Annotated in this window: 17 protein-coding genes; 11 read left to right on the forward strand and 6 right to left on the reverse strand. The window is 60.9% G+C overall.

From position 1 onward, the window contains the following. Positions 1-70: 70 nt before the first annotated feature. Entirely contained in the window at positions 71-823 is a 753-nt protein-coding gene (locus tag ACU680_RS15690; protein ID WP_198759714.1) for a DUF2059 domain-containing protein, read from the reverse strand. A gap of 108 nt (positions 824-931) precedes the next feature. On the opposite strand from ACU680_RS15690, the gene ACU680_RS15695 reads away from it, so the two are divergent. Both ACU680_RS15695 and ACU680_RS15700 read left to right on the forward strand, forming a co-directional pair. Beyond that, positions 932-1,564: a 2OG-Fe(II) oxygenase gene (locus ACU680_RS15695; protein WP_448179909.1), complete on the forward strand. Its 633-nt coding sequence runs from the start codon at positions 932-934 to the stop codon at positions 1,562-1,564. A 1-nt stretch (position 1,565) separates the two neighbouring features. Continuing rightward, on the forward strand, positions 1,566-2,051 hold the full coding sequence (locus tag ACU680_RS15700) for a 2-thiouracil desulfurase family protein (RefSeq protein ID WP_448179910.1): 486 nt from the start codon (positions 1,566-1,568) through the stop codon (positions 2,049-2,051). A gap of 103 nt (positions 2,052-2,154) precedes the next feature. On the opposite strand, the gene ACU680_RS15705 is transcribed toward ACU680_RS15700, so the two are convergent. Further along, positions 2,155-2,718 carry a transporter substrate-binding domain-containing protein gene (locus tag ACU680_RS15705; protein ID WP_448179911.1) on the reverse strand — a complete coding sequence of 188 codons (564 nt, stop codon included), beginning with the start codon at positions 2,716-2,718 and terminating at the stop codon, positions 2,155-2,157. A gap of 135 nt (positions 2,719-2,853) precedes the next feature. Between ACU680_RS15705 and ACU680_RS15710 the strand changes: the two genes are divergently transcribed. Next, positions 2,854-3,279, forward strand: coding sequence for a DUF4399 domain-containing protein (locus ACU680_RS15710; RefSeq protein WP_095137586.1), 426 nt, complete (start codon positions 2,854-2,856; stop codon positions 3,277-3,279). Positions 3,280-3,341: 62 nt separating this feature from the next. On the opposite strand, the gene serA is transcribed toward ACU680_RS15710, so the two are convergent. After that, positions 3,342-4,571 (reverse strand): phosphoglycerate dehydrogenase, encoded by a 1,230-nt coding sequence (gene serA / locus ACU680_RS15715; protein ID WP_003229219.1) that lies wholly within the window; start codon positions 4,569-4,571, stop codon positions 3,342-3,344. Positions 4,572-4,775: 204 nt separating this feature from the next. Here serA and ACU680_RS15720 point away from each other — a divergent pair, with 204 nt between their 5' ends. The 4 genes from ACU680_RS15720 (at position 4,776) to ACU680_RS15735 (ending at position 9,223) form a co-directional block, all read left to right on the forward strand. Then, positions 4,776-6,170, forward strand: a complete 1,395-nt coding sequence (locus ACU680_RS15720) for an FAD-binding oxidoreductase (RefSeq protein WP_448179912.1) — start codon at positions 4,776-4,778, stop codon at positions 6,168-6,170. Positions 6,171-6,209: 39 nt separating this feature from the next. Next, positions 6,210-6,875 carry a fumarylacetoacetate hydrolase family protein gene (locus tag ACU680_RS15725; RefSeq protein ID WP_027610530.1) on the forward strand — a complete coding sequence of 222 codons (666 nt, stop codon included), beginning with the start codon at positions 6,210-6,212 and terminating at the stop codon, positions 6,873-6,875. Between the two features lie 317 nt (positions 6,876-7,192). Then, entirely contained in the window at positions 7,193-8,116 is a 924-nt protein-coding gene (locus ACU680_RS15730) for an SdiA-regulated domain-containing protein (RefSeq protein ID WP_448179913.1), read from the forward strand. Between the two features lie 189 nt (positions 8,117-8,305). Then, positions 8,306-9,223 carry an SdiA-regulated domain-containing protein gene (locus ACU680_RS15735; RefSeq protein ID WP_448179914.1) on the forward strand — a complete coding sequence of 306 codons (918 nt, stop codon included), beginning with the start codon at positions 8,306-8,308 and terminating at the stop codon, positions 9,221-9,223. A gap of 146 nt (positions 9,224-9,369) precedes the next feature. Here ACU680_RS15735 and rpiA read toward each other — a convergent pair whose 3' ends face one another. Beyond that, entirely contained in the window at positions 9,370-10,044 is a 675-nt protein-coding gene (gene rpiA / locus ACU680_RS15740; protein ID WP_448179915.1) for a ribose-5-phosphate isomerase RpiA, read from the reverse strand. A gap of 301 nt (positions 10,045-10,345) precedes the next feature. Between rpiA and ilvA the strand changes: the two genes are divergently transcribed. Next, the gene (ilvA, locus tag ACU680_RS15745; protein WP_448179916.1) at positions 10,346-11,860 is read left to right on the forward strand and encodes a threonine ammonia-lyase, biosynthetic; all 1,515 of its coding nucleotides are present in this window, start codon (positions 10,346-10,348) and stop codon (positions 11,858-11,860) included. 39 nt (positions 11,861-11,899) lie between these two features. Then, positions 11,900-12,325, forward strand: coding sequence for a DUF2269 domain-containing protein (locus ACU680_RS15750; RefSeq protein WP_400760721.1), 426 nt, complete (start codon positions 11,900-11,902; stop codon positions 12,323-12,325). A gap of 119 nt (positions 12,326-12,444) precedes the next feature. Here ACU680_RS15750 and ACU680_RS15755 read toward each other — a convergent pair whose 3' ends face one another. Beyond that, positions 12,445-13,101: a histidinol-phosphatase gene (locus ACU680_RS15755; protein ID WP_448179917.1), complete on the reverse strand. Its 657-nt coding sequence runs from the start codon at positions 13,099-13,101 to the stop codon at positions 12,445-12,447. Positions 13,102-13,244: 143 nt separating this feature from the next. Between ACU680_RS15755 and ACU680_RS15760 the strand changes: the two genes are divergently transcribed. Next, the gene (locus ACU680_RS15760; protein WP_003229203.1) at positions 13,245-13,724 is read left to right on the forward strand and encodes an RNA pyrophosphohydrolase; all 480 of its coding nucleotides are present in this window, start codon (positions 13,245-13,247) and stop codon (positions 13,722-13,724) included. Between the two features lie 22 nt (positions 13,725-13,746). Then, positions 13,747-16,026 (forward strand): phosphoenolpyruvate--protein phosphotransferase, encoded by a 2,280-nt coding sequence (ptsP, locus tag ACU680_RS15765; protein ID WP_007965577.1) that lies wholly within the window; start codon positions 13,747-13,749, stop codon positions 16,024-16,026. Between the two features lie 159 nt (positions 16,027-16,185). Here the strand turns inward: ptsP and ACU680_RS15770 are convergent, their stop codons facing one another. Beyond that, positions 16,186-16,932: an NRDE family protein gene (locus ACU680_RS15770; RefSeq protein WP_448179918.1), complete on the reverse strand. Its 747-nt coding sequence runs from the start codon at positions 16,930-16,932 to the stop codon at positions 16,186-16,188. Positions 16,933-16,958: the final 26 nt, after the last annotated feature.

Genomic DNA, 16,958 nt, shown 5'->3' on the forward strand with positions numbered 1-16,958 from the left:
ACTCTGTATTTGATGAAAATCCTTGTGGGAGCTGGCTTGCCAGCGATGGCGGTCTGAAAGGCGATAAAGCTTACTGGCCAAGGTTCGAGGAGCTTTGCCCCACCGCCAACCCCGCCCTAATCGCCGCCAGCGCCGCCTGGTAGTACGCCTTGCCCTCGGTGGATTCGGCAAAGGTCGCGAACTGCTCCAGTTCGTCATCCGACAGATCGCGATAAACGTAGAGCAGCGTGTTGTTCAAATCGGCACCGATCTGCTCCATCAGGCGCTGGCGCTGGCCGTTCAGCATGCCTTGCGCCTGACCGCCACCGAGCAGGCCGGGAATCATCGAACTCAAGCTGTCCGCCGCCACGCCGGCAATCGCCAGACTGACCTCGGCACCGGCCTCGCGCGCCGGCAGCGCTTGCGCCAGATGGCCGATGATCAGCAAACGGCTGTCGCTGACCTGCATCTTCGGCAAGCCCTTGGCGTTCTTCGCCAGTTGATCGCGACGGGTGGCGAGCAATTCAGCAGCGACGATTTTCTTGCCCAGTGGCGATTGAAAGAAGGTCAGTGCCGGTTGTGGATCGGCAAGGTGCTGGCGCAATTGCGCTTCGGCACGCTGATCCATGGCCTGGGGGGCGAAGCGCTGGTTGCTGTTGTTGACCAGGGCTTGAAACACCGCCGGCGGCAGGTTGTTCTGGTAGCGCTGCTGCGCGGCACTCAGGGCATCATTGAAATGCGCACGTTGATCTGGCCAGCCGGCGATCTTGTACAACTGATCGTGGCCGTCCGCCCAGGCGGGCAAAACGCAGAACATCAACAGTGAAAAAAGCAAACGGCGCATAGGGACTCCTGTCAGCAGCGGACTATTCTCCGTGCGGTGCCGGTACTTGTCGAGAATTCGTATCAAGCCGCTGCGTGGCTCTGTCGGATTTCTTGCCGCCGGCATACTATGCGCGCCATGCAAATATCCTCCGAACACCCGCTGCTGTTACGCATCGTCGACGACCTGGCCGAGCATGGCTGGTCGCAGCAGAACATTTTCCTGCCCGCAGGTTTGACCCGCGAGCTGGCGGCCGAGTGCCGCAAACGTGAGGCCGAGGGCGAGCTGGCGCCGGCAGCGGTAGGCCGTGGGCCGTTTTCGGAGATTCGCGAGGGCATTCGTGGCGACCACATTCAGTGGATCGACCCGGGCCAGGCCGAGGCCAGCGACCGTTATCTGAACCTGATGGACAGCCTGCGCGAGGCGCTCAATCGCGGCTTGTTCCTGGGGCTGGAGGATTTCGAATGCCACTTCGCCCTGTATCCGCCGGGCGCGTTTTACCGCAAGCACGTTGACCGTTTTCGCGACGATGACCGGCGCATGGTCTCGGCGGTGGTCTACCTCAATGACGCGTGGCTGCCGGAAGACGGCGGTCAGTTGCGCATGTATCTGAACAATGAACGGGTGCATGACGTGCAGCCCACCGGCGGCTGTCTGGTGGTGTTCCTCTCCGGTGAGGTGCCCCATGAAGTGCTGCCGGCGCACCGCGAACGCCTGTCGTTGACGGGTTGGTTCCGCCGCCGTGGCAACGAGCCGTTCTGATATGCAGAAGATTCTGGTCAGCCGCTGCCTGTTGGGCCACCGCGTGCGCTACGACGGCGGGGCCAGCGGGCCGTTCGATCTGCTTGAGCAGTGGATCACCGAGGGGCGTGTGGTGCCGTTGTGTCCGGAAGTCGCCGGTGGGCTGCCGACTCCACGGGCAGCGGCGGAAATCCCCGGCGGGCAGGGCGCCGAAGTGCTCGATGGCAACGCGGCGGTGATCACCACCGAGGGCGAGGACGTCAGCGCGCAGTTTCTCGACGGCGCGCGGCAGGCGCTGGCGCTGGTGCAGAAACACGGCATCCGCGTCGCGGTGCTCAAGGCCAACAGTCCTTCCTGCGGGAATCTGCTGACGTATGACGGGACGTTCAGTGGGGTGAAGGTCAGTGGAGAGGGCGTGACGGCTGCGCTACTCAAACGGCATGGGGTGCAAGTCTTCAGTGAACTCGAACTAATGCAGGCCGCAATGGCCCTGACCCAACTCGACTAAAAACCCCACCCCGGATTCTTCTGTAGGAGCTGTCGAGTGAAACGAGGCTGCGATCTCTTGATCTTCAAAATCAAGATCAAAAGATCGCAGCCTGCGGCAGCTCCTACGGTTCGCTGAACCACTTTTGCGACAACGCCGCCAAGCGTCCATCCGCCTTGATCCGCTGCAAAGCACCTTCCAGGCTGGCGTGAAACGCCGGATTACCCTTCTGAAACGGAATCGCCAACTCCACCGGGGTCGCCTTCGGTTTCTCCTCGGTCAGTGTCTGCACCAGCACCATTGGCCGTGGCTGCTCATCCTTCTTTGCCCATAGCTGCGAGTCGACCTTGCCGTAAGACTCGCTGAAGTCGAAACGATCCTTGAGTTCAGGTGTCAGTGCTATGTGGTTGAGCGCAACGTCGTACTTGCCGCTTTCAACGCCCTGAAGCAGGTCGGCTTCGTCGGTGACAATGAAGTCGGCGCGCACATCCAGCTCGTTGGCCAGCAGTTGCCCAAGCTCGACCTCGAACCCCGTGAGTGTGTCGCCATCCTTGAAATTGAAGGGCGGTGTATTAGCCTCAAGGGCTATGCGCAACTCGCCACGGTCGTTGACGTCATCAATCAGTTCGGCGTGAGCCAGAGGGCTCAAAAGGGGTAGCAGGCAGATCAGGCCAGGCAGAAAACGCATGGTCACTCCTTTGAAATCATTATCGCGATGCTCTGAGTCAGGCTCGCTTTGCTATGGTTGTCGAGTGCCTTCGACAACGAATGGTCATGAAGTTGTCATGACCGCGCGGATTTTACGGAAAAACTGGAGAAGAGAATGAAAACGTTTATGTCACGAGCAGCCTTGGCTGGCCTGTTGATGGGTGTTTCAGTGCTGGCCAGTGCAGCGACCCCGGCGCCCAAAGGTGCCGAAGTGTTCATCGTTTCTCCCGAAGACGGGGCCACGGTTTCTCAGGAGTTCAAGGTCAAGTTCGGGGTCAAGGACGTTGCGCTGGCACCGGCCGGTGATGTCACCAAGAACACCGGTCACCATCACCTGCTGATCGATGCCAAGGAAATCGTTCCGGCCGGTTCCGTCGTGCCGACCGACGCCAACCACATGCACTTCGGCAAGGCGCAGACCGAGGCCACGATCAAACTGGCCCCGGGCAAGCACACCTTGCAGCTGGAGCTGGGTGATAGCGGCCACATGGCGTTCGATCCGCCGATCGTCTCGAAGAAAATCACCGTCAACGTCAAATAAATTTCGGCGTTGCATGAAAAAGGGAGCCCGAAGGCTCCCTTTTTTTGTCGCTCAGCGTCGGATCAGAACAGCACGCGGCTACGGATAGTACCGTTGACGTGTTGCAGCTTCTCTTGCGCCAGCTCCGAGTACTCGGCGTCGACGTCGATCACCACGTAACCGACTTTCTCGTTGGTCTGCAGGAACTGACCGGAGATGTTGATGCCGTTTTCGGCGAAGACCTTGTTGATCTCGCTCATCACACCCGGAATGTTCTCGTGGATGTGCAGCAGACGGTGCTTGCCAGGGTGAGCCGGCAGGGCCACTTCCGGGAAGTTCACCGACGAAACGGAGGTACCGTTGTCGCTGTACTTGACCAGTTTTTCCGCCACTTCCAGACCGATGTTGGCCTGCGCTTCGGCAGTCGAGCCACCGATGTGCGGGGTCAGGATCACGTTGTCCAGGCCACGCAGCGGGCTTTCGAACTCTTCGTCGTTGGAGCGTGGCTCCACCGGGAAGACGTCGATGGCCGCGCCGATCAGGTGCTTGTCCTTGATCGCGTCCGCCAGAGCGTCCAGCTCGACCACGGTGCCGCGCGCGGCGTTGATCAGGATGCCGCCCTTCTTGATGGCGCGGATTTCCTTCTCGCCGATCATCCACTGGGTCGCAGCGGTTTCCGGAACGTGCAGGGTGACGATGTCGGACATGCCCAGCAGCTCGTGCAGGTTGCCGACCTGAGTGGCGTTGCCCAGCGGCAGCTTGGTCACGGTGTCGTAGAAGAACACCTGCATGCCCAGACCTTCCGCCAGAACCGACAGCTGCGTACCGATCGAGCCGTAGCCGACGATGCCCAGTTTCTTGCCACGGATTTCGAAGGAGTTGGCTGCGGACTTGATCCAGCCGCCACGGTGGCAGGAAGCGTTTTTCTCAGGGATGCCGCGCAGCAGCAGGATCGCTTCGGCCAGCACCAGTTCCGCGACGGAGCGGGTGTTGGAGTACGGCGCGTTGAACACGGCGATGCCGCGCTCGCGGGCAGCACTCAGGTCAACCTGGTTGGTGCCGATGCAGAAACAGCCGACCGCGACCAGCTTCTTCGCGTGATCGAAGATCTCTTCGGTCAGTTGGGTGCGCGAACGAATGCCGATGAAGTGAGCGTCAGCGATCTTTTCCTTGAGCTCGGCTTCCGGCAAGGAGCCTGTCAGGTATTCGATGCTGGTGTAGCCCGCCGCCTTGAGGACGTCGACAGCCGATTGGTGGACGCCTTCGAGAAGAAGGAACTTGATCTTGCTCTTATCGAGAGAAGTCTTGCTCATCTGCGTAAACCTGTATCCCGGAGAAAAATGGCAGGAAATGGTCAACAGACATTGACCTGGACGACAAGAAAGCCGTCACCGCAGAACTGGCCTTGGGCACTGGCCTGCGGGGTCGGTATGCTAGCATAGCCACCCCGCTAAACACTCATTCCTGCGACGTGAAGCGTCTTCAGGATGACCATGAATTGTTCGAGAGTTCTGTCGATGACCAATCCTGCCCTGATTGATGAACTGAAGACCCTGGTCGAGCCTGGCAAGGTCCTGACCGACGCCGACTCCCTGAACGCGTACGGCAAGGATTGGACCAAGCACTTCGCGCCCGCGCCCTGCGCCATCGTGTTTCCCAAGACCATCGAACAGGTGCAGGCGATCGTCCGCTGGGCCAATGCCCACAAGGTGGCGCTGGTGCCGTCGGGCGGGCGCACCGGGCTGTCCGCCGCCGCCGTCGCCGCGAATGGCGAAGTGGTGGTGTCGTTCGACTACATGAACCAGATTCTCGACGTGAACCTCACTGACCGCACCGCTGTGTGCCAGCCGGGCGTGGTCACCGAGCATTTGCAGAACGTCGCCGAAGAAAACGGCCTGTACTACCCGGTGGACTTCGCGTCGGCTGGTTCCAGTCAGATTGGCGGCAACATCGGCACCAATGCCGGCGGGATCAAGGTGATTCGCTACGGCATGACCCGCAACTGGGTCGCCGGGATGAAAGTGGTCACCGGCAAGGGCGATGTGCTGGAGCTGAACAAAGACCTGATCAAGAACGCCACCGGTTACGACCTGCGCCAGTTGTTCATCGGCGCCGAAGGCACCCTCGGTTTCGTGGTCGAAGCGACCATGCGCCTGGATCGTGCGCCGAAAAACCTCACCGCGATGGTCCTCGGCACCGCCGACTTCGACTCGATCATGCCGGTGCTGCATGCGTTCCAGGGCAAACTCGACCTGACCGCGTTCGAATTCTTCTCCGACAAGGCGCTGGCCAAAGTGCTGGGCCGTGGCGATGTGCCGGCGCCGTTCGAGACCGAGTGCCCGTTTTATGCGCTGCTGGAATTCGAAGCGACCAGCGAGGAAGTGGCCAACACGGCGTTGGAAACCTTCGAACACTGCGTCGAGCAGGGCTGGGTGCTGGACGGTGTAATGAGCCAGAGCGAAACCCAGTTGCAGAACCTGTGGAAGCTGCGCGAGTACATCTCCGAAACCATCTCGCACTGGACGCCGTACAAGAACGACATCTCGGTCACCGTGTCGAAAGTCCCGGCATTTCTGCAGGAAATCGACGCGATCGTCGGCGAATACTACCCGGATTTCGAAATCGTCTGGTTCGGCCACATTGGCGACGGCAACCTGCACCTGAACATTCTCAAGCCGGATAACCTGAGCAAGGACGAGTTCTTCGCCAAGTGCGCGACCGTCAACAAGTGGGTGTTCGAAACCGTCGAGAAATACAACGGTTCGATTTCCGCCGAGCACGGCGTGGGCATGACCAAGCGCGACTACTTGACGTACAGCCGTTCGCCGGTCGAAATCGAGTACATGAAAGCGGTCAAAGCGGTGTTCGACCCCAACGGCATCATGAACCCGGGCAAGATCTTCGCGGTTTGATTGGCAATCCCCTGAATCAATGAAGGCAGGAGTCGGTAAATGAGCTATCAGCACCAGTATGTCGACGGCACGCGCATCCACTTCCCGATCGGGAAAGTGGTGTGCATAGGCCGTAATTACGCCGAACACGCCAAGGAACTGGACAACCCGGTGCCTACCGAGCCGTTGCTGTTCATCAAGCCAGGCAGTTGCGTGGTGCCGCTGGAAGGCGGTTTCAGCATTCCGACCGAGCGCGGTTCGGTGCACTACGAAGCGGAAATCGCCGTGTTGATCGGCAAGCCACTGTCGACCAAACCGAGCCGCGAAGAAGTGCTGGATGCGATCTCCGGTTTCGCCCCGGCGCTGGACCTGACCCTGCGCGACAAGCAGGCCGAACTCAAGTCCAAGGGCCTGCCATGGGAAATCGCCAAGTCGTTCGACGGCGCGGCGGTGATCGCACCATTCGTGGTCGGCAGCACTTTCCCAGACCTGACCGACATCGGCATCCGCCTGACCATCAACGGCGAAGTGCGTCAGGACGGCAACAGCAGCGCAATGCTCAACCCGATCGTGCCAATGATCCAGCACATGGCCGGCTGCTTCTCGCTGCAGGCCGGCGACGTGATCCTCACCGGCACGCCGGTGGGCGTCGGCCCGCTGAACGTCGGCGACGACATCGTGCTGGAACTGGTTGGCGCGAGTAGCTTCAGCAGCAGCGTGCGCTGACCGAACGCATCCGATACACAGCAACTGTGGCGAGGGAGCTTGCTCCCGCTGGACTGCGCAGCAGGCCCCTGCTTTTTGAAGTGAAAAGCAGGGTCGCTTCGCGCCCCAGCGGGAGCAAGCTCCCTCGCCACAATAAATCCCCTCACCACTGGGTTCACTTCCACACTGGTTATGTGTTGCGGCTGGCAAACACACACGCCAATCCCGCCATTTGCCGTTTTTTTCACATTCTGTCCGGATAATTCCTCTCATTCTGGCGTCTGAGCCGGCCTCTTTGTGCTATTACCCATAGCCTGAATTTTCGGAATGCGTCCCTGATGTCAGCTCACACTCAGCTCAATCCTCCTCGTCGCTCACGTTTCGCCCTGCGCTGGTATGTCTGGCTGTTGCTGGTGCTCGCTGTCGCTTATGGCGTGGCGCATATCATGCATTGGGACGACCGTGGTCTGCTGTGGCTGCGCGAGCGTCTCGAGACTCAGGCTGAGCAGAAGGCAAGCATCTGGCTGCCGGACTATCGGGCGGTCATCGACGGCAAACTGCTGCCGGGCATGGAAAAGGACGAGGCTTCGGACCTGTCCTACAACCCGCAGACCAAAACCCTGTTTTCGGTGATGGGCAAGAATCCGTTCCTGGTCGAGCTGACTCTGCAAGGTGATGTGCTGCGCAAGATGCCGCTGGTGGGCTGGACCAACCCGGAAGGCGTGACAGTGATGGAAAACGGCCTGATGGCGATCGTCGATGAGCGCGAGCACCTGCTGACCATCGTCAAGGTCGATGCCAGCACTCGCGAACTGAATATCGCCGATTTCCCGAAATACGACCTCGGCCCGTCGAAAAACCAGAACAAGGCGTTCGAAGCAATCACCTGGGATCCGCGCAATCAGCAGTTGCTGCTGGGCGAAGAACGGCCGCCGGCGCTGTTCACCTGGAAAAGCGACGGTAGCCAGATCCTCAAGGGCGACAAGCAGAAGCTGGCCAATGATGAACTGGATATCCGCAACCTCTCGGCACTGGCCATCGACCCGCGTACCGGCCACACCCTGGTGCTGTCCGCCGACTCGCATCTGCTGCTGGAGCTGGACGAGAAGGGCGAGCAGGTCAGCTTCATGACCCTGCTCGGCGGCTTCAATGGTCTGAAGAACACCATTCCCCGTGCCGAAGGCGTGACCATGGACGACGCGGGTACGCTGTACATGGTCAGCGAACCGAACCTGTTCTATCGCTTCGAAAAGCAAAAGTAACAACTCTTCCTGTAGGAGCTGCCGCAGGCTGCGATCTTTTGCTTTTGTTTTTCAAGATCAAGATCAAAAGATCGCAGCCTGCGGCAGCTCCTGCACGGTTATGTTGTGGGAAAGGGCAAGTGGCCATTAAGCTTCAGTTCAGACAGGCGTGATATTTCATCCGCCTGTTTTGATCCCGAGCCTGCCTGAATGCGTCGACTTGCCCGTCCCAAACCCCTGATCGTCATCCTGTCGGTGATTGTCCTGATCGCATTGGTCGCGATTGGCCAATACCTGCGCCTGTTCGAGCGCGCCTGGTTCAATCTGCACAGCCTGTGGCAACCTTTGAGCAGCGAGGCCATTGGTCTGGATCAATACCGGGTCGAGGTCGAGGCCAGGGTCATCGACGGCCTGAACGACGATGTCTCGGCGTTGACCTTCGATCCGGTGCGCAAAAGCCTGTTCACCGTGACCAACAAGAATGCCGAACTGGTCGAGTTGTCGCTGGAGGGCAAGATCCTGCGGCGCATCGCGCTGATTGGCTTTGGTGATGCGGAAGCGGTTGAGTTCATCAGCGCCGACACTTACGTGATCACCGACGAGCGCGAGCAACGCCTGATCAAGGTACATCTGGAGCGGGACACCACGTTCCTCGATGCAGCAGACGCCGAACAAATGACCCTCGGCGTGCACATGAGTGGCAACAAGGGTTTCGAAGGTCTGGCCTATGACTCGGTGGGCAAACGCCTGTTCGTCGCCAAGGAGCGTGACCCGATGCTGATTTATGAAGTGCACGGTTTCCCGCACTTCAATCCGGAAAAATCCTACGCGGTGCACGTGATCAACAACCCCAAGCGCGATGCCGGGATGTTCGTGCGCGATCTGTCGAGCCTACAATACGACGAGCGCAGCGGCCATTTGCTGGCGCTGTCCGACGAGTCGGGGCTGATTCTGGAGCTGGATGTGGACGGGCGGCCGTTGAGCACGCTGTCGCTGAACAAGGGCCGGCAGGGCTTGCGCAAGAGCGTGCCGCAGGCCGAAGGCATTGCGATGGATGATGACGGGACGTTGTATCTGGTGAGTGAGCCGAATCTGTTTTACGTCTTCAGGAAACCTATCCAACCCTAATCAACACCATAGAACACTGTGGGAGCTGGCTTGCCAGCGATTGCGGCCTGTCAGTCAACATTGTTGTTGAGTCTGACGGCCTCATCGCTGGCAAGCCAGCTCCCACAGGTTTATCCGTCTGCCCACAAAAATGTGGGTGACTGGGATTACTCAGCCTTCAGCGTCTTCACACCTTCGCTGGTGCCCAGCAGCAACAGATCCGCCGGCCGCGCCGCGAACAGACCGTTGGTAACCACGCCGACGATCGCATTGATCTGCGCTTCCAGCTCCACCGGGTTGGTAATTTGCAGGTTGTACACGTCGAGGATGATGTTGCCGTTATCGGTCAGCACGCCTTCGCGGTACACCGGGTCGCCGCCCAGTTTCACCAGTTGGCGAGCCACATGGCTGCGGGCCATCGGAATCACTTCCACTGGCAGCGGGAATTCGCCCAGCACCGGCACCAGTTTGCTGGCGTCGGCGATGCAGATGAAGGTCTTGGCCACGGCCGCGACGATCTTCTCGCGGGTCAGGGCCGCGCCGCCGCCCTTGATCAGGTTCAGGTGTTCGTCGCTCTCGTCGGCGCCGTCGACGTAGAACTCCAGGTCGCTGACGGTGTTCAGTTCATACACCGGAATGCCGTGGCCCTTGAGGCGCGCGGCAGTGGCTTCGGAGCTGGCAACCGCGCCATCGAACGCGCCCTTGTGCTGGGCCAGCGCATCGATGAAGCAGTTGGCAGTGGAGCCGGTGCCGACCCCGACGATGCTCTTGTCGTCGAGTTTCGGAAGGATGAAGTCGACGGCGGCCTGAGCCACTGCCTGTTTGAGTTGATCCTGGGTCATGCGGGCTCCGGAAGCGGGCAAGGGGAGAACGGAAAGGCCGGCATTATAGGCCCCGCGGTGGTGAAGGGGGAAACACCCCTGTGGCGAGGGAGCTTGCTCCCGCTGGAGCGCGAAGCGGTCCTTTTGCATTCTTTCAGACAAATCGTATGTTCTGATTTACGACTGCTGCGCAGCCGAGCGGGAGCAAGCTCCCTCGCCACAATAGGTCTCCACACCCTAAAACCCCCTGTTCAGTGTGGTCGTGCGCCCAAAAGCCGGGTTAGACTCGTCGGTCCCGCCCAATCGCCAGTGATGCTTTCCGATGCTCGAACAGTACGTCAAAAAGATCCTCACCTCGCGCGTTTATGACGTTGCCGTAGAAACCCCGCTGCAGAACGCTCGCCAGCTCTCCGAGCGGCTGGGCAACGATATCTGGCTCAAGCGTGAAGACTTGCAGCCGGTGTTCTCGTTCAAGATTCGCGGCGCCTACAACAAGTTGACCCAACTGACGGACGAAGAGCGCGCCCGTGGCGTGGTCACCGCGTCGGCGGGCAACCATGCGCAGGGTCTGGCGCTGGCGGCGAAAGTGCTGGGCGTGAAGGCGACCATCGTGATGCCCAAGACCACTCCGGAGATCAAGGTCGAAGGCGTGCGTTCGCGCGGCGGTAAAGTCGTGCTGCACGGCGATTCGTTCCCGGAGGCGCTGGCCTATTCGCTGAAACTGGTCGACGAGAAGGGCTACGTCTACATCCACCCGTACGACGATCCACACACCATTGCCGGGCAGGGCACCGTGGCGATGGAAATTCTGCGCCAACACCCGCAACCACTGGACGCGATCTTCGTGCCGGTCGGTGGCGGCGGTCTGATTGCCGGCATCGCGGCGTACGTGAAATACCTGCGGCCGGACATCAAGGTCATCGGCGTCGAGCCGGACGACTCCAACTGCCTGCAAGCGGCCATGGCCGCCGGTGAGCGCGTGGTGCTGCCGACCGTGGGTATCTTCGCCGACGGCGTGGCGGTGGCTCAGATCGGTCAGCACACCTTCGACATCTGCAAGGATTACGTCGACGAGGTGATCACCGTCAGCACCGACGAAATCTGCGCCGCAATCAAGGATATCTACGACGATACCCGCTCGATCACCGAACCTGCCGGTGCCTTGGGCGTGGCCGGGATCAAGAAGTACGTCGAATCACGTGGTGTCAGCGGCCAGACCTTCGTCGCGATCGACTCCGGGGCCAACGTCAACTTCGACCGCCTGCGCCACGTCGCCGAGCGCGCCGAGCTGGGTGAAGGTCGCGAGGCGATCATCGCCGTGACCATTCCGGAGCAGGCCGGCAGCTTCAAGGCCTTCTGCGAAGCGATCGGCAAGCGCCAGATCACCGAATTCAATTACCGCTACAACACCGGCAGCGAAGCGCACATCTTCGTCGGCGTGCAGACGCACCCGGAAAACGACCCGCGCAGCGCGCTGCTGGCGAGTCTGGCCGAGCAAGGCTTTCCGGTCATCGACCTGACCGACAATGAACTGGCCAAGCTGCACATCCGCCACATGGTCGGCGGGCGCGCGGCGCAGGTGGTCGATGAAGTGGTGCTGCGCTTCGAATTCCCGGAGCGCCCGGGCGCGCTGTTCAACTTTCTCAACAAGCTCGGCGGACGCTGGAACATCTCGATGTTCCATTACCGCAACCATGGTGCGGCGGATGGCCGTGTCGTCGCAGGTCTGCAAGTACCGCATGACGAGCGTCATCTGGTACCGGCGGCGCTGGCGGAGATCGGCTACCCGTACTGGGACGAAAGCGACAACGCGGCCTATCAGCTGTTTCTTGGCTGAGCGGCTACGCTGATGGGCAGGCCCTAAGGAAATCGAACAATGGAAACGTTAACTGCCCTGAAGATGGCGCACGTGGTGGCAACGGTGGTGTTGCTGGCCAGTGCGCTGGGGCTGGGGATCTGGGTTTTTCTGGCGCGCCGCAAAGGTGATGCAACGGCTGGCAGCCGCACCTTGCAACGGCCACGGGTGTTCATCTGGCTGTTGATGGGCCTGGCGCTGTTGAGCATGCCGTTTACCGGCTGGGGCATGGTGCATCGGGTCGGCTGGCCGCTGGGGCAGACCTGGCTGCTGGCCTCCAGCGTGCTGTACACCGTGGCGGCGCTGGCGTGGTTCTGGTTGCTGGTGCGGTTGAATCGATTGCGCAAGGCGCCGGGTGGGGTTGGCAAGTTCACGTTTGCCTTGGCGTTGTTCAGCTTTGTCTGCTTTATCGCCATTGCCGGGTTGATGGGCGCCAAACCTGTTTAAGGCTTGAGACCGCGTCGCTTCAATCGCTGGCAAGCCAGCTCCCACAGGATCTGTAGCGAACACAAATGGTGTGATCACCTGGAAAACCTGTGGGAGCTGGCTTGCCAGCGATAGCTATATCAGCCGCGCAGACTAATGATTGGCCAGCCACGCTTCTCGGCCTCGGCCCGCAGATTCGGATCCGGATCCACCGCCACAGGATTCGCCACCTGCTCCAGCAGCGGCAGGTCATTCATCGAATCGCTGTAGAAATAGCTGTCATCCAGCGAATACCCGGTTTCGTCGAGCCAGTGATTCAGGCGCGTCACCTTGCCCTCGCGGAAGCACGGAATATCAGTACTGCGCCCGGTGTAGCGGCCATCGACCATCTCGCACTCGGTGGCGATCAGGGTTTCAACGCCCAGGCGCACGGCAATCGGGGCGGTGACGAAGCGGTTAGTGGCGGTGATGATCACCAGTTTGTCGCCGGCGTCGCGGTGCTGTTTCAGCAGTTCCAGCGCCTTGGGCAGCACGATCGGCTCGATGCAGTCGCGCATGTAATCGTTGTGCCACTGTTCGAGTACGGCCATTTCGGTGCGGCCGAGGATTTCCAGGCAGAAGTTCAGGTACGCGGCGTTATCCAGCTTGCCGGCCAGGTAATCCTGATAGAACTCGTCGTTGCGCGTCTTGTACGCCACCGGATCGAGGAAGCCGCGTTCGCACAGATAGTCGCCCCAGGCGTGATCGCTGTCGCCGCCCAGAAGGGTGTTGTCCAAATCGAATAGAGCCAGGCGCATTGCAGTTACCCGCTGAAAAGTCAGTAAAAAGGCGACAAGAATACGGTCTTTTCACAAGAGTGCACATAAGGTAGGAACCTTCGTTGCCGCCTTATCAAGCTTTGTGGAACAATGCGGCGACATGCGTTTGCGAGGTTGTTGCCGTGATCGACCCCGATGGTTTCCGCCCCAATGTCGGGATCATTCTGACGAATGACGCCGGCCAGGTGCTATGGGCTCGCCGTATCAATCAGGATGCCTGGCAGTTTCCACAAGGGGGAATCAACCCTGAAGAGACGCCGGAAGACGCCTTGTACCGCGAGCTGAACGAAGAAGTTGGCCTGGAACGTGAAGATGTTGAAATACTGGCCTGTACCCGGGGCTGGTTGCGCTATCGTTTGCCGCAACGTCTGGTGCGTACCCACAGCCAACCGCTGTGCATCGGCCAGAAACAGAAATGGTTTCTCCTGCGCCTGATCTCCAACGAGCAGCGGGTGCGGATGGATTTGACCGGTAAACCGGAGTTCGATGGCTGGCGCTGGGTCAGTTATTGGTATCCGTTGGGCCAGGTGGTGACATTCAAGCGCGAGGTGTATCGACGCGCCCTCAAAGAGCTTGCCCCGCGCCTTTTAGCGCGCGACTGACGACGGAGTTCGACCCCGAGCCATGCTCAATACGCTGCGCAAGATCGTCCAGGAAGTTAACTCCGCCAAGGATCTCAAGGCGGCGTTGGGGATTATTGTGTTGCGCGTCAAAGAGGCCATGGGCAGCCAGGTCTGCTCGGTCTACCTGCTTGATCCCGAGACCAACCGCTTCGTCCTGATGGCCACCGAGGGCTTGAACAAGCGCTCGATCGGCAAGGTCAGCATGGCACCCAACGAAGGTCTGGTGGGTCTGGTCGGCACGCGTGAAGAACCCCTGAACCTCGAAAACGCCGCGGATCACCCGCGCTACCGCTACTTCGCCGAGACCGGCGAGGAGCGCTACGCCTCCTTCCTCGGGGCGCCGATCATTCACCACCGCCGCGTCGTCGGCGTGTTGGTCATCCAGCAGAAAGAACGCCGCCAGTTCGATGAAGGTGAAGAAGCCTTCCTCGTGACCATGAGCGCGCAGCTCGCCGGCGTAATCGCCCACGCCGAGGCCACCGGTTCGATCCGCGGTCTGGGCCGTCAGGGCAAGGGCATTCAGGAAGCCAAGTTCGTCGGCGTACCGGGTTCACCGGGTGCGGCGGTCGGTACTGCGGTGGTGATGCTGCCGCCGGCGGACCTGGACGTGGTGCCGGACAAGCACATCACCGACATCGACGCTGAGCTGGCGCTGTTCAAGACCGCCATCGAAGGCGTGCGCGCCGACATGCGCGCGTTGTCCGCCAAACTCGCGACCCAGCTGCGCCCGGAAGAGCGCGCGCTGTTCGACGTCTACCTGATGATGCTCGACGATGCCTCGCTGGGCAGCGAAATCACCACCGTGATCAAGACCGGCCAGTGGGCCCAGGGCGCGCTGCGTCAGGTGGTCACCGAGCACGTCAACCGTTTCGAACTGATGGACGACGCCTACCTGCGTGAGCGTGCGTCGGACGTCAAGGACCTCGGCCGGCGCCTGCTGGCCTACCTGCAGGAAGAGCGTCAGCAAAACCTGGTCTACCCGGAAAAAACCATTCTGGTCAGCGAAGAGCTGACGCCGGCCATGCTCGGCGAGGTGCCGGAAGGCACGCTGGTCGGTCTGGTGTCGGTTCTCGGTTCGGGTAACTCGCACGTCGCGATCCTGGCCCGGGCCATGGGCATTCCGACGGTGATGGGCCTGGTCGACCTGCCGTACGCCAAGGTCGACGGCATCGAGGTGATCGTCGATGGCACCCGCGGCGAGGTCTACACCAACCCCAGCGATGTGCTGCGCAAGCAGTTCGCCGAGGTGGTCGAAGAAGAGAAACAACTGGCGCTGGGCCTCGACACCCTGCGTGATCTGCCGTGCGTGACCCTAGATGGCCATCGCATGCCGCTGTGGGTCAACACCGGCCTGCTGGCGGATGTGGCGCGGGCACAGAAGCGCGGCGCCGAAGGTGTCGGCCTGTACCGCACCGAAGTGCCGTTCATGATCAACCAGCGCTTCCCGAGCGAAAAGGAACAGCTGGCGATCTACCGTGAGCAGCTCGCCGCGTTCCACCCGCAACCGGTGACCATGCGCAGCCTGGACATCGGCGGTGACAAGTCGCTGTCGTACTTCCCGATCAAGGAAGACAATCCGTTCCTCGGCTGGCGCGGGATTCGCGTGACCCTCGACCACCCGGAAATCTTCCTGGTGCAGACCCGCGCGATGCTTAAGGCCAGCGAAGGCCTGAACAACCTGCGGATCCTGCTGCCGATGATCTCCGGCACCCACGAACTCGAAGAAGCCCTGCACCTGATCCACCGGGCCTGGGGTGAAGTGCGCGACGAAGGCACCGACGTGCCGATGCCGCCCATTGGCGTAATGATCGAGATACCGGCTGCGGTGTACCAGACCAAGGAGCTGGCGCGCCAGGTGGACTTCCTGTCGGTCGGCTCCAACGACCTGACCCAGTACCTGCTGGCGGTGGATCGCAACAACCCGCGAGTGGCCGATCTCTACGACTACCTGCACCCGGCGGTGCTGCAAGCCCTGCAGACCGTGGTGCGCGACGCACATGCCGAAGGCAAACCGGTGAGCATCTGCGGCGAAATGGCCGGTGATCCGGCAGCTGCCGTGCTGTTGATGGCGATGGGCTTCGACAGCCTGTCGATGAACGCCACCAACCTGCCGAAAGTGAAGTGGATGCTGCGCCAGATCAACCTGAGCAAGGCCAAGGATCTGCTGGCGGAGCTGATGAAGATCGATAACCCGCAAGTTATCCACAGCTCGCTGCAACTGGCGCTGAAGAATCTCGGGCTGTCGAAGATGAACCCGCCGGCGGTCAACAAGGCCCTCTGAAAGGCTGATGACCCTGTGGCGAGGGAGCTTGCTCCCGCTGGAGTGCGGAGCGCTCCCAATTCGGTCAATGAGACTCTTCTGAGAGATCGCATTGACTGGGTTGCGGCTGCTTCGCACCCGAGCGGGAGCAAGCTCCCTCGCCACAATGGTTGCTCACTTTCAGGTATTGATCTCCACCTCGCCCAAATGCCCGCCATACGGCCCGAAACTGCGCTCCACCATCCGCCGCGTGCCATCCGCCTGCACGATCAACGCCGTACTCGCCCGCGTCCCGTAACTTTGACTGGCAATAAACACACTCGACAGCAGTGATTCAGTGGCCAGCCCGACCCCGGTGTCCGGCAGCTCGGCAAACGGCGCGGTCTGGGCATCGCTCAGTAACTCGAGCAGTCGCGCAGGCTGCGGATCATCCAGGACCGCGCTCAGGGCAGCCTTGGCCTTGAGCAACTTCGGCCACGGCGTATCCAGCCCGGCATTCGACAGCCCGTAAATCCCCGGTTGCAGCATCACCGGCTCGGACGTCCGCGCATTGAAGTGCCACAGCTCATGGGCATTGCCCAGCAGCAGGTTAAACCCGGCGTATTCCGGCGAGCGACCGACCACATCGCTCAAATAATCATCAATCGACGCATCGCCCGTGAGAAACCGCGCCACCAGCTCCCCCCGCGATTTGCGCGCCGGTGGCTGGTGCGGATCGCGGATGTTGGTCAGTGCGGCGAAACGTCCGTTGGCACCAATCCCCAGCCACGTGCCGCCCGCCTCAAGATCGCGCCCCGCGTGCACGTGCGGCGCGTCGGCCCATGGCGCCAGCGGCAGGCTCGGGCGGGCGTAGAACTCGTCACGGTTGGCCGCGACGATCAGCGGCTGGGCATGGCCCGGGCGCCAGGCGAAAACAATCAGGCACATAAGGTGGTCCTTGTGTGTTTTCTGCT

The organism is Pseudomonas sp. LF020 (assembly GCF_053456425.1).

Bases quoted from the DNA above. Each gene is read 5' to 3' on its own strand.
- ACU680_RS15690 (WP_198759714.1), bottom strand. From the start codon at position 823: ATGCGCCGTTTGCTTTTTTCACTGTTGATGTTCTGCGTTTTGCCCGCC.
- ACU680_RS15695 (WP_448179909.1), top strand. From the start codon at position 932: ATGCGCGCCATGCAAATATCCTCCGAACACCCGCTGCTGTTACGCATC.
- ACU680_RS15700 (WP_448179910.1), top strand. From the start codon at position 1,566: ATGCAGAAGATTCTGGTCAGCCGCTGCCTGTTGGGCCACCGCGTGCGC.
- ACU680_RS15705 (WP_448179911.1), bottom strand. From the start codon at position 2,718: ATGCGTTTTCTGCCTGGCCTGATCTGCCTGCTACCCCTTTTGAGCCCT.
- ACU680_RS15710 (WP_095137586.1), top strand. From the start codon at position 2,854: ATGAAAACGTTTATGTCACGAGCAGCCTTGGCTGGCCTGTTGATGGGT.
- serA (WP_003229219.1), bottom strand. From the start codon at position 4,571: ATGAGCAAGACTTCTCTCGATAAGAGCAAGATCAAGTTCCTTCTTCTC.
- ACU680_RS15720 (WP_448179912.1), top strand. From the start codon at position 4,776: ATGACCAATCCTGCCCTGATTGATGAACTGAAGACCCTGGTCGAGCCT.
- ACU680_RS15725 (WP_027610530.1), top strand. From the start codon at position 6,210: ATGAGCTATCAGCACCAGTATGTCGACGGCACGCGCATCCACTTCCCG.
- ACU680_RS15730 (WP_448179913.1), top strand. From the start codon at position 7,193: ATGTCAGCTCACACTCAGCTCAATCCTCCTCGTCGCTCACGTTTCGCC.
- ACU680_RS15735 (WP_448179914.1), top strand. From the start codon at position 8,306: ATGCGTCGACTTGCCCGTCCCAAACCCCTGATCGTCATCCTGTCGGTG.
- rpiA (WP_448179915.1), bottom strand. From the start codon at position 10,044: ATGACCCAGGATCAACTCAAACAGGCAGTGGCTCAGGCCGCCGTCGAC.
- ilvA (WP_448179916.1), top strand. From the start codon at position 10,346: ATGCTCGAACAGTACGTCAAAAAGATCCTCACCTCGCGCGTTTATGAC.
- ACU680_RS15750 (WP_400760721.1), top strand. From the start codon at position 11,900: ATGGAAACGTTAACTGCCCTGAAGATGGCGCACGTGGTGGCAACGGTG.
- ACU680_RS15755 (WP_448179917.1), bottom strand. From the start codon at position 13,101: ATGCGCCTGGCTCTATTCGATTTGGACAACACCCTTCTGGGCGGCGAC.
- ptsP (WP_007965577.1), top strand. From the start codon at position 13,747: ATGCTCAATACGCTGCGCAAGATCGTCCAGGAAGTTAACTCCGCCAAG.
- ACU680_RS15770 (WP_448179918.1), bottom strand. From the start codon at position 16,932: ATGTGCCTGATTGTTTTCGCCTGGCGCCCGGGCCATGCCCAGCCGCTG.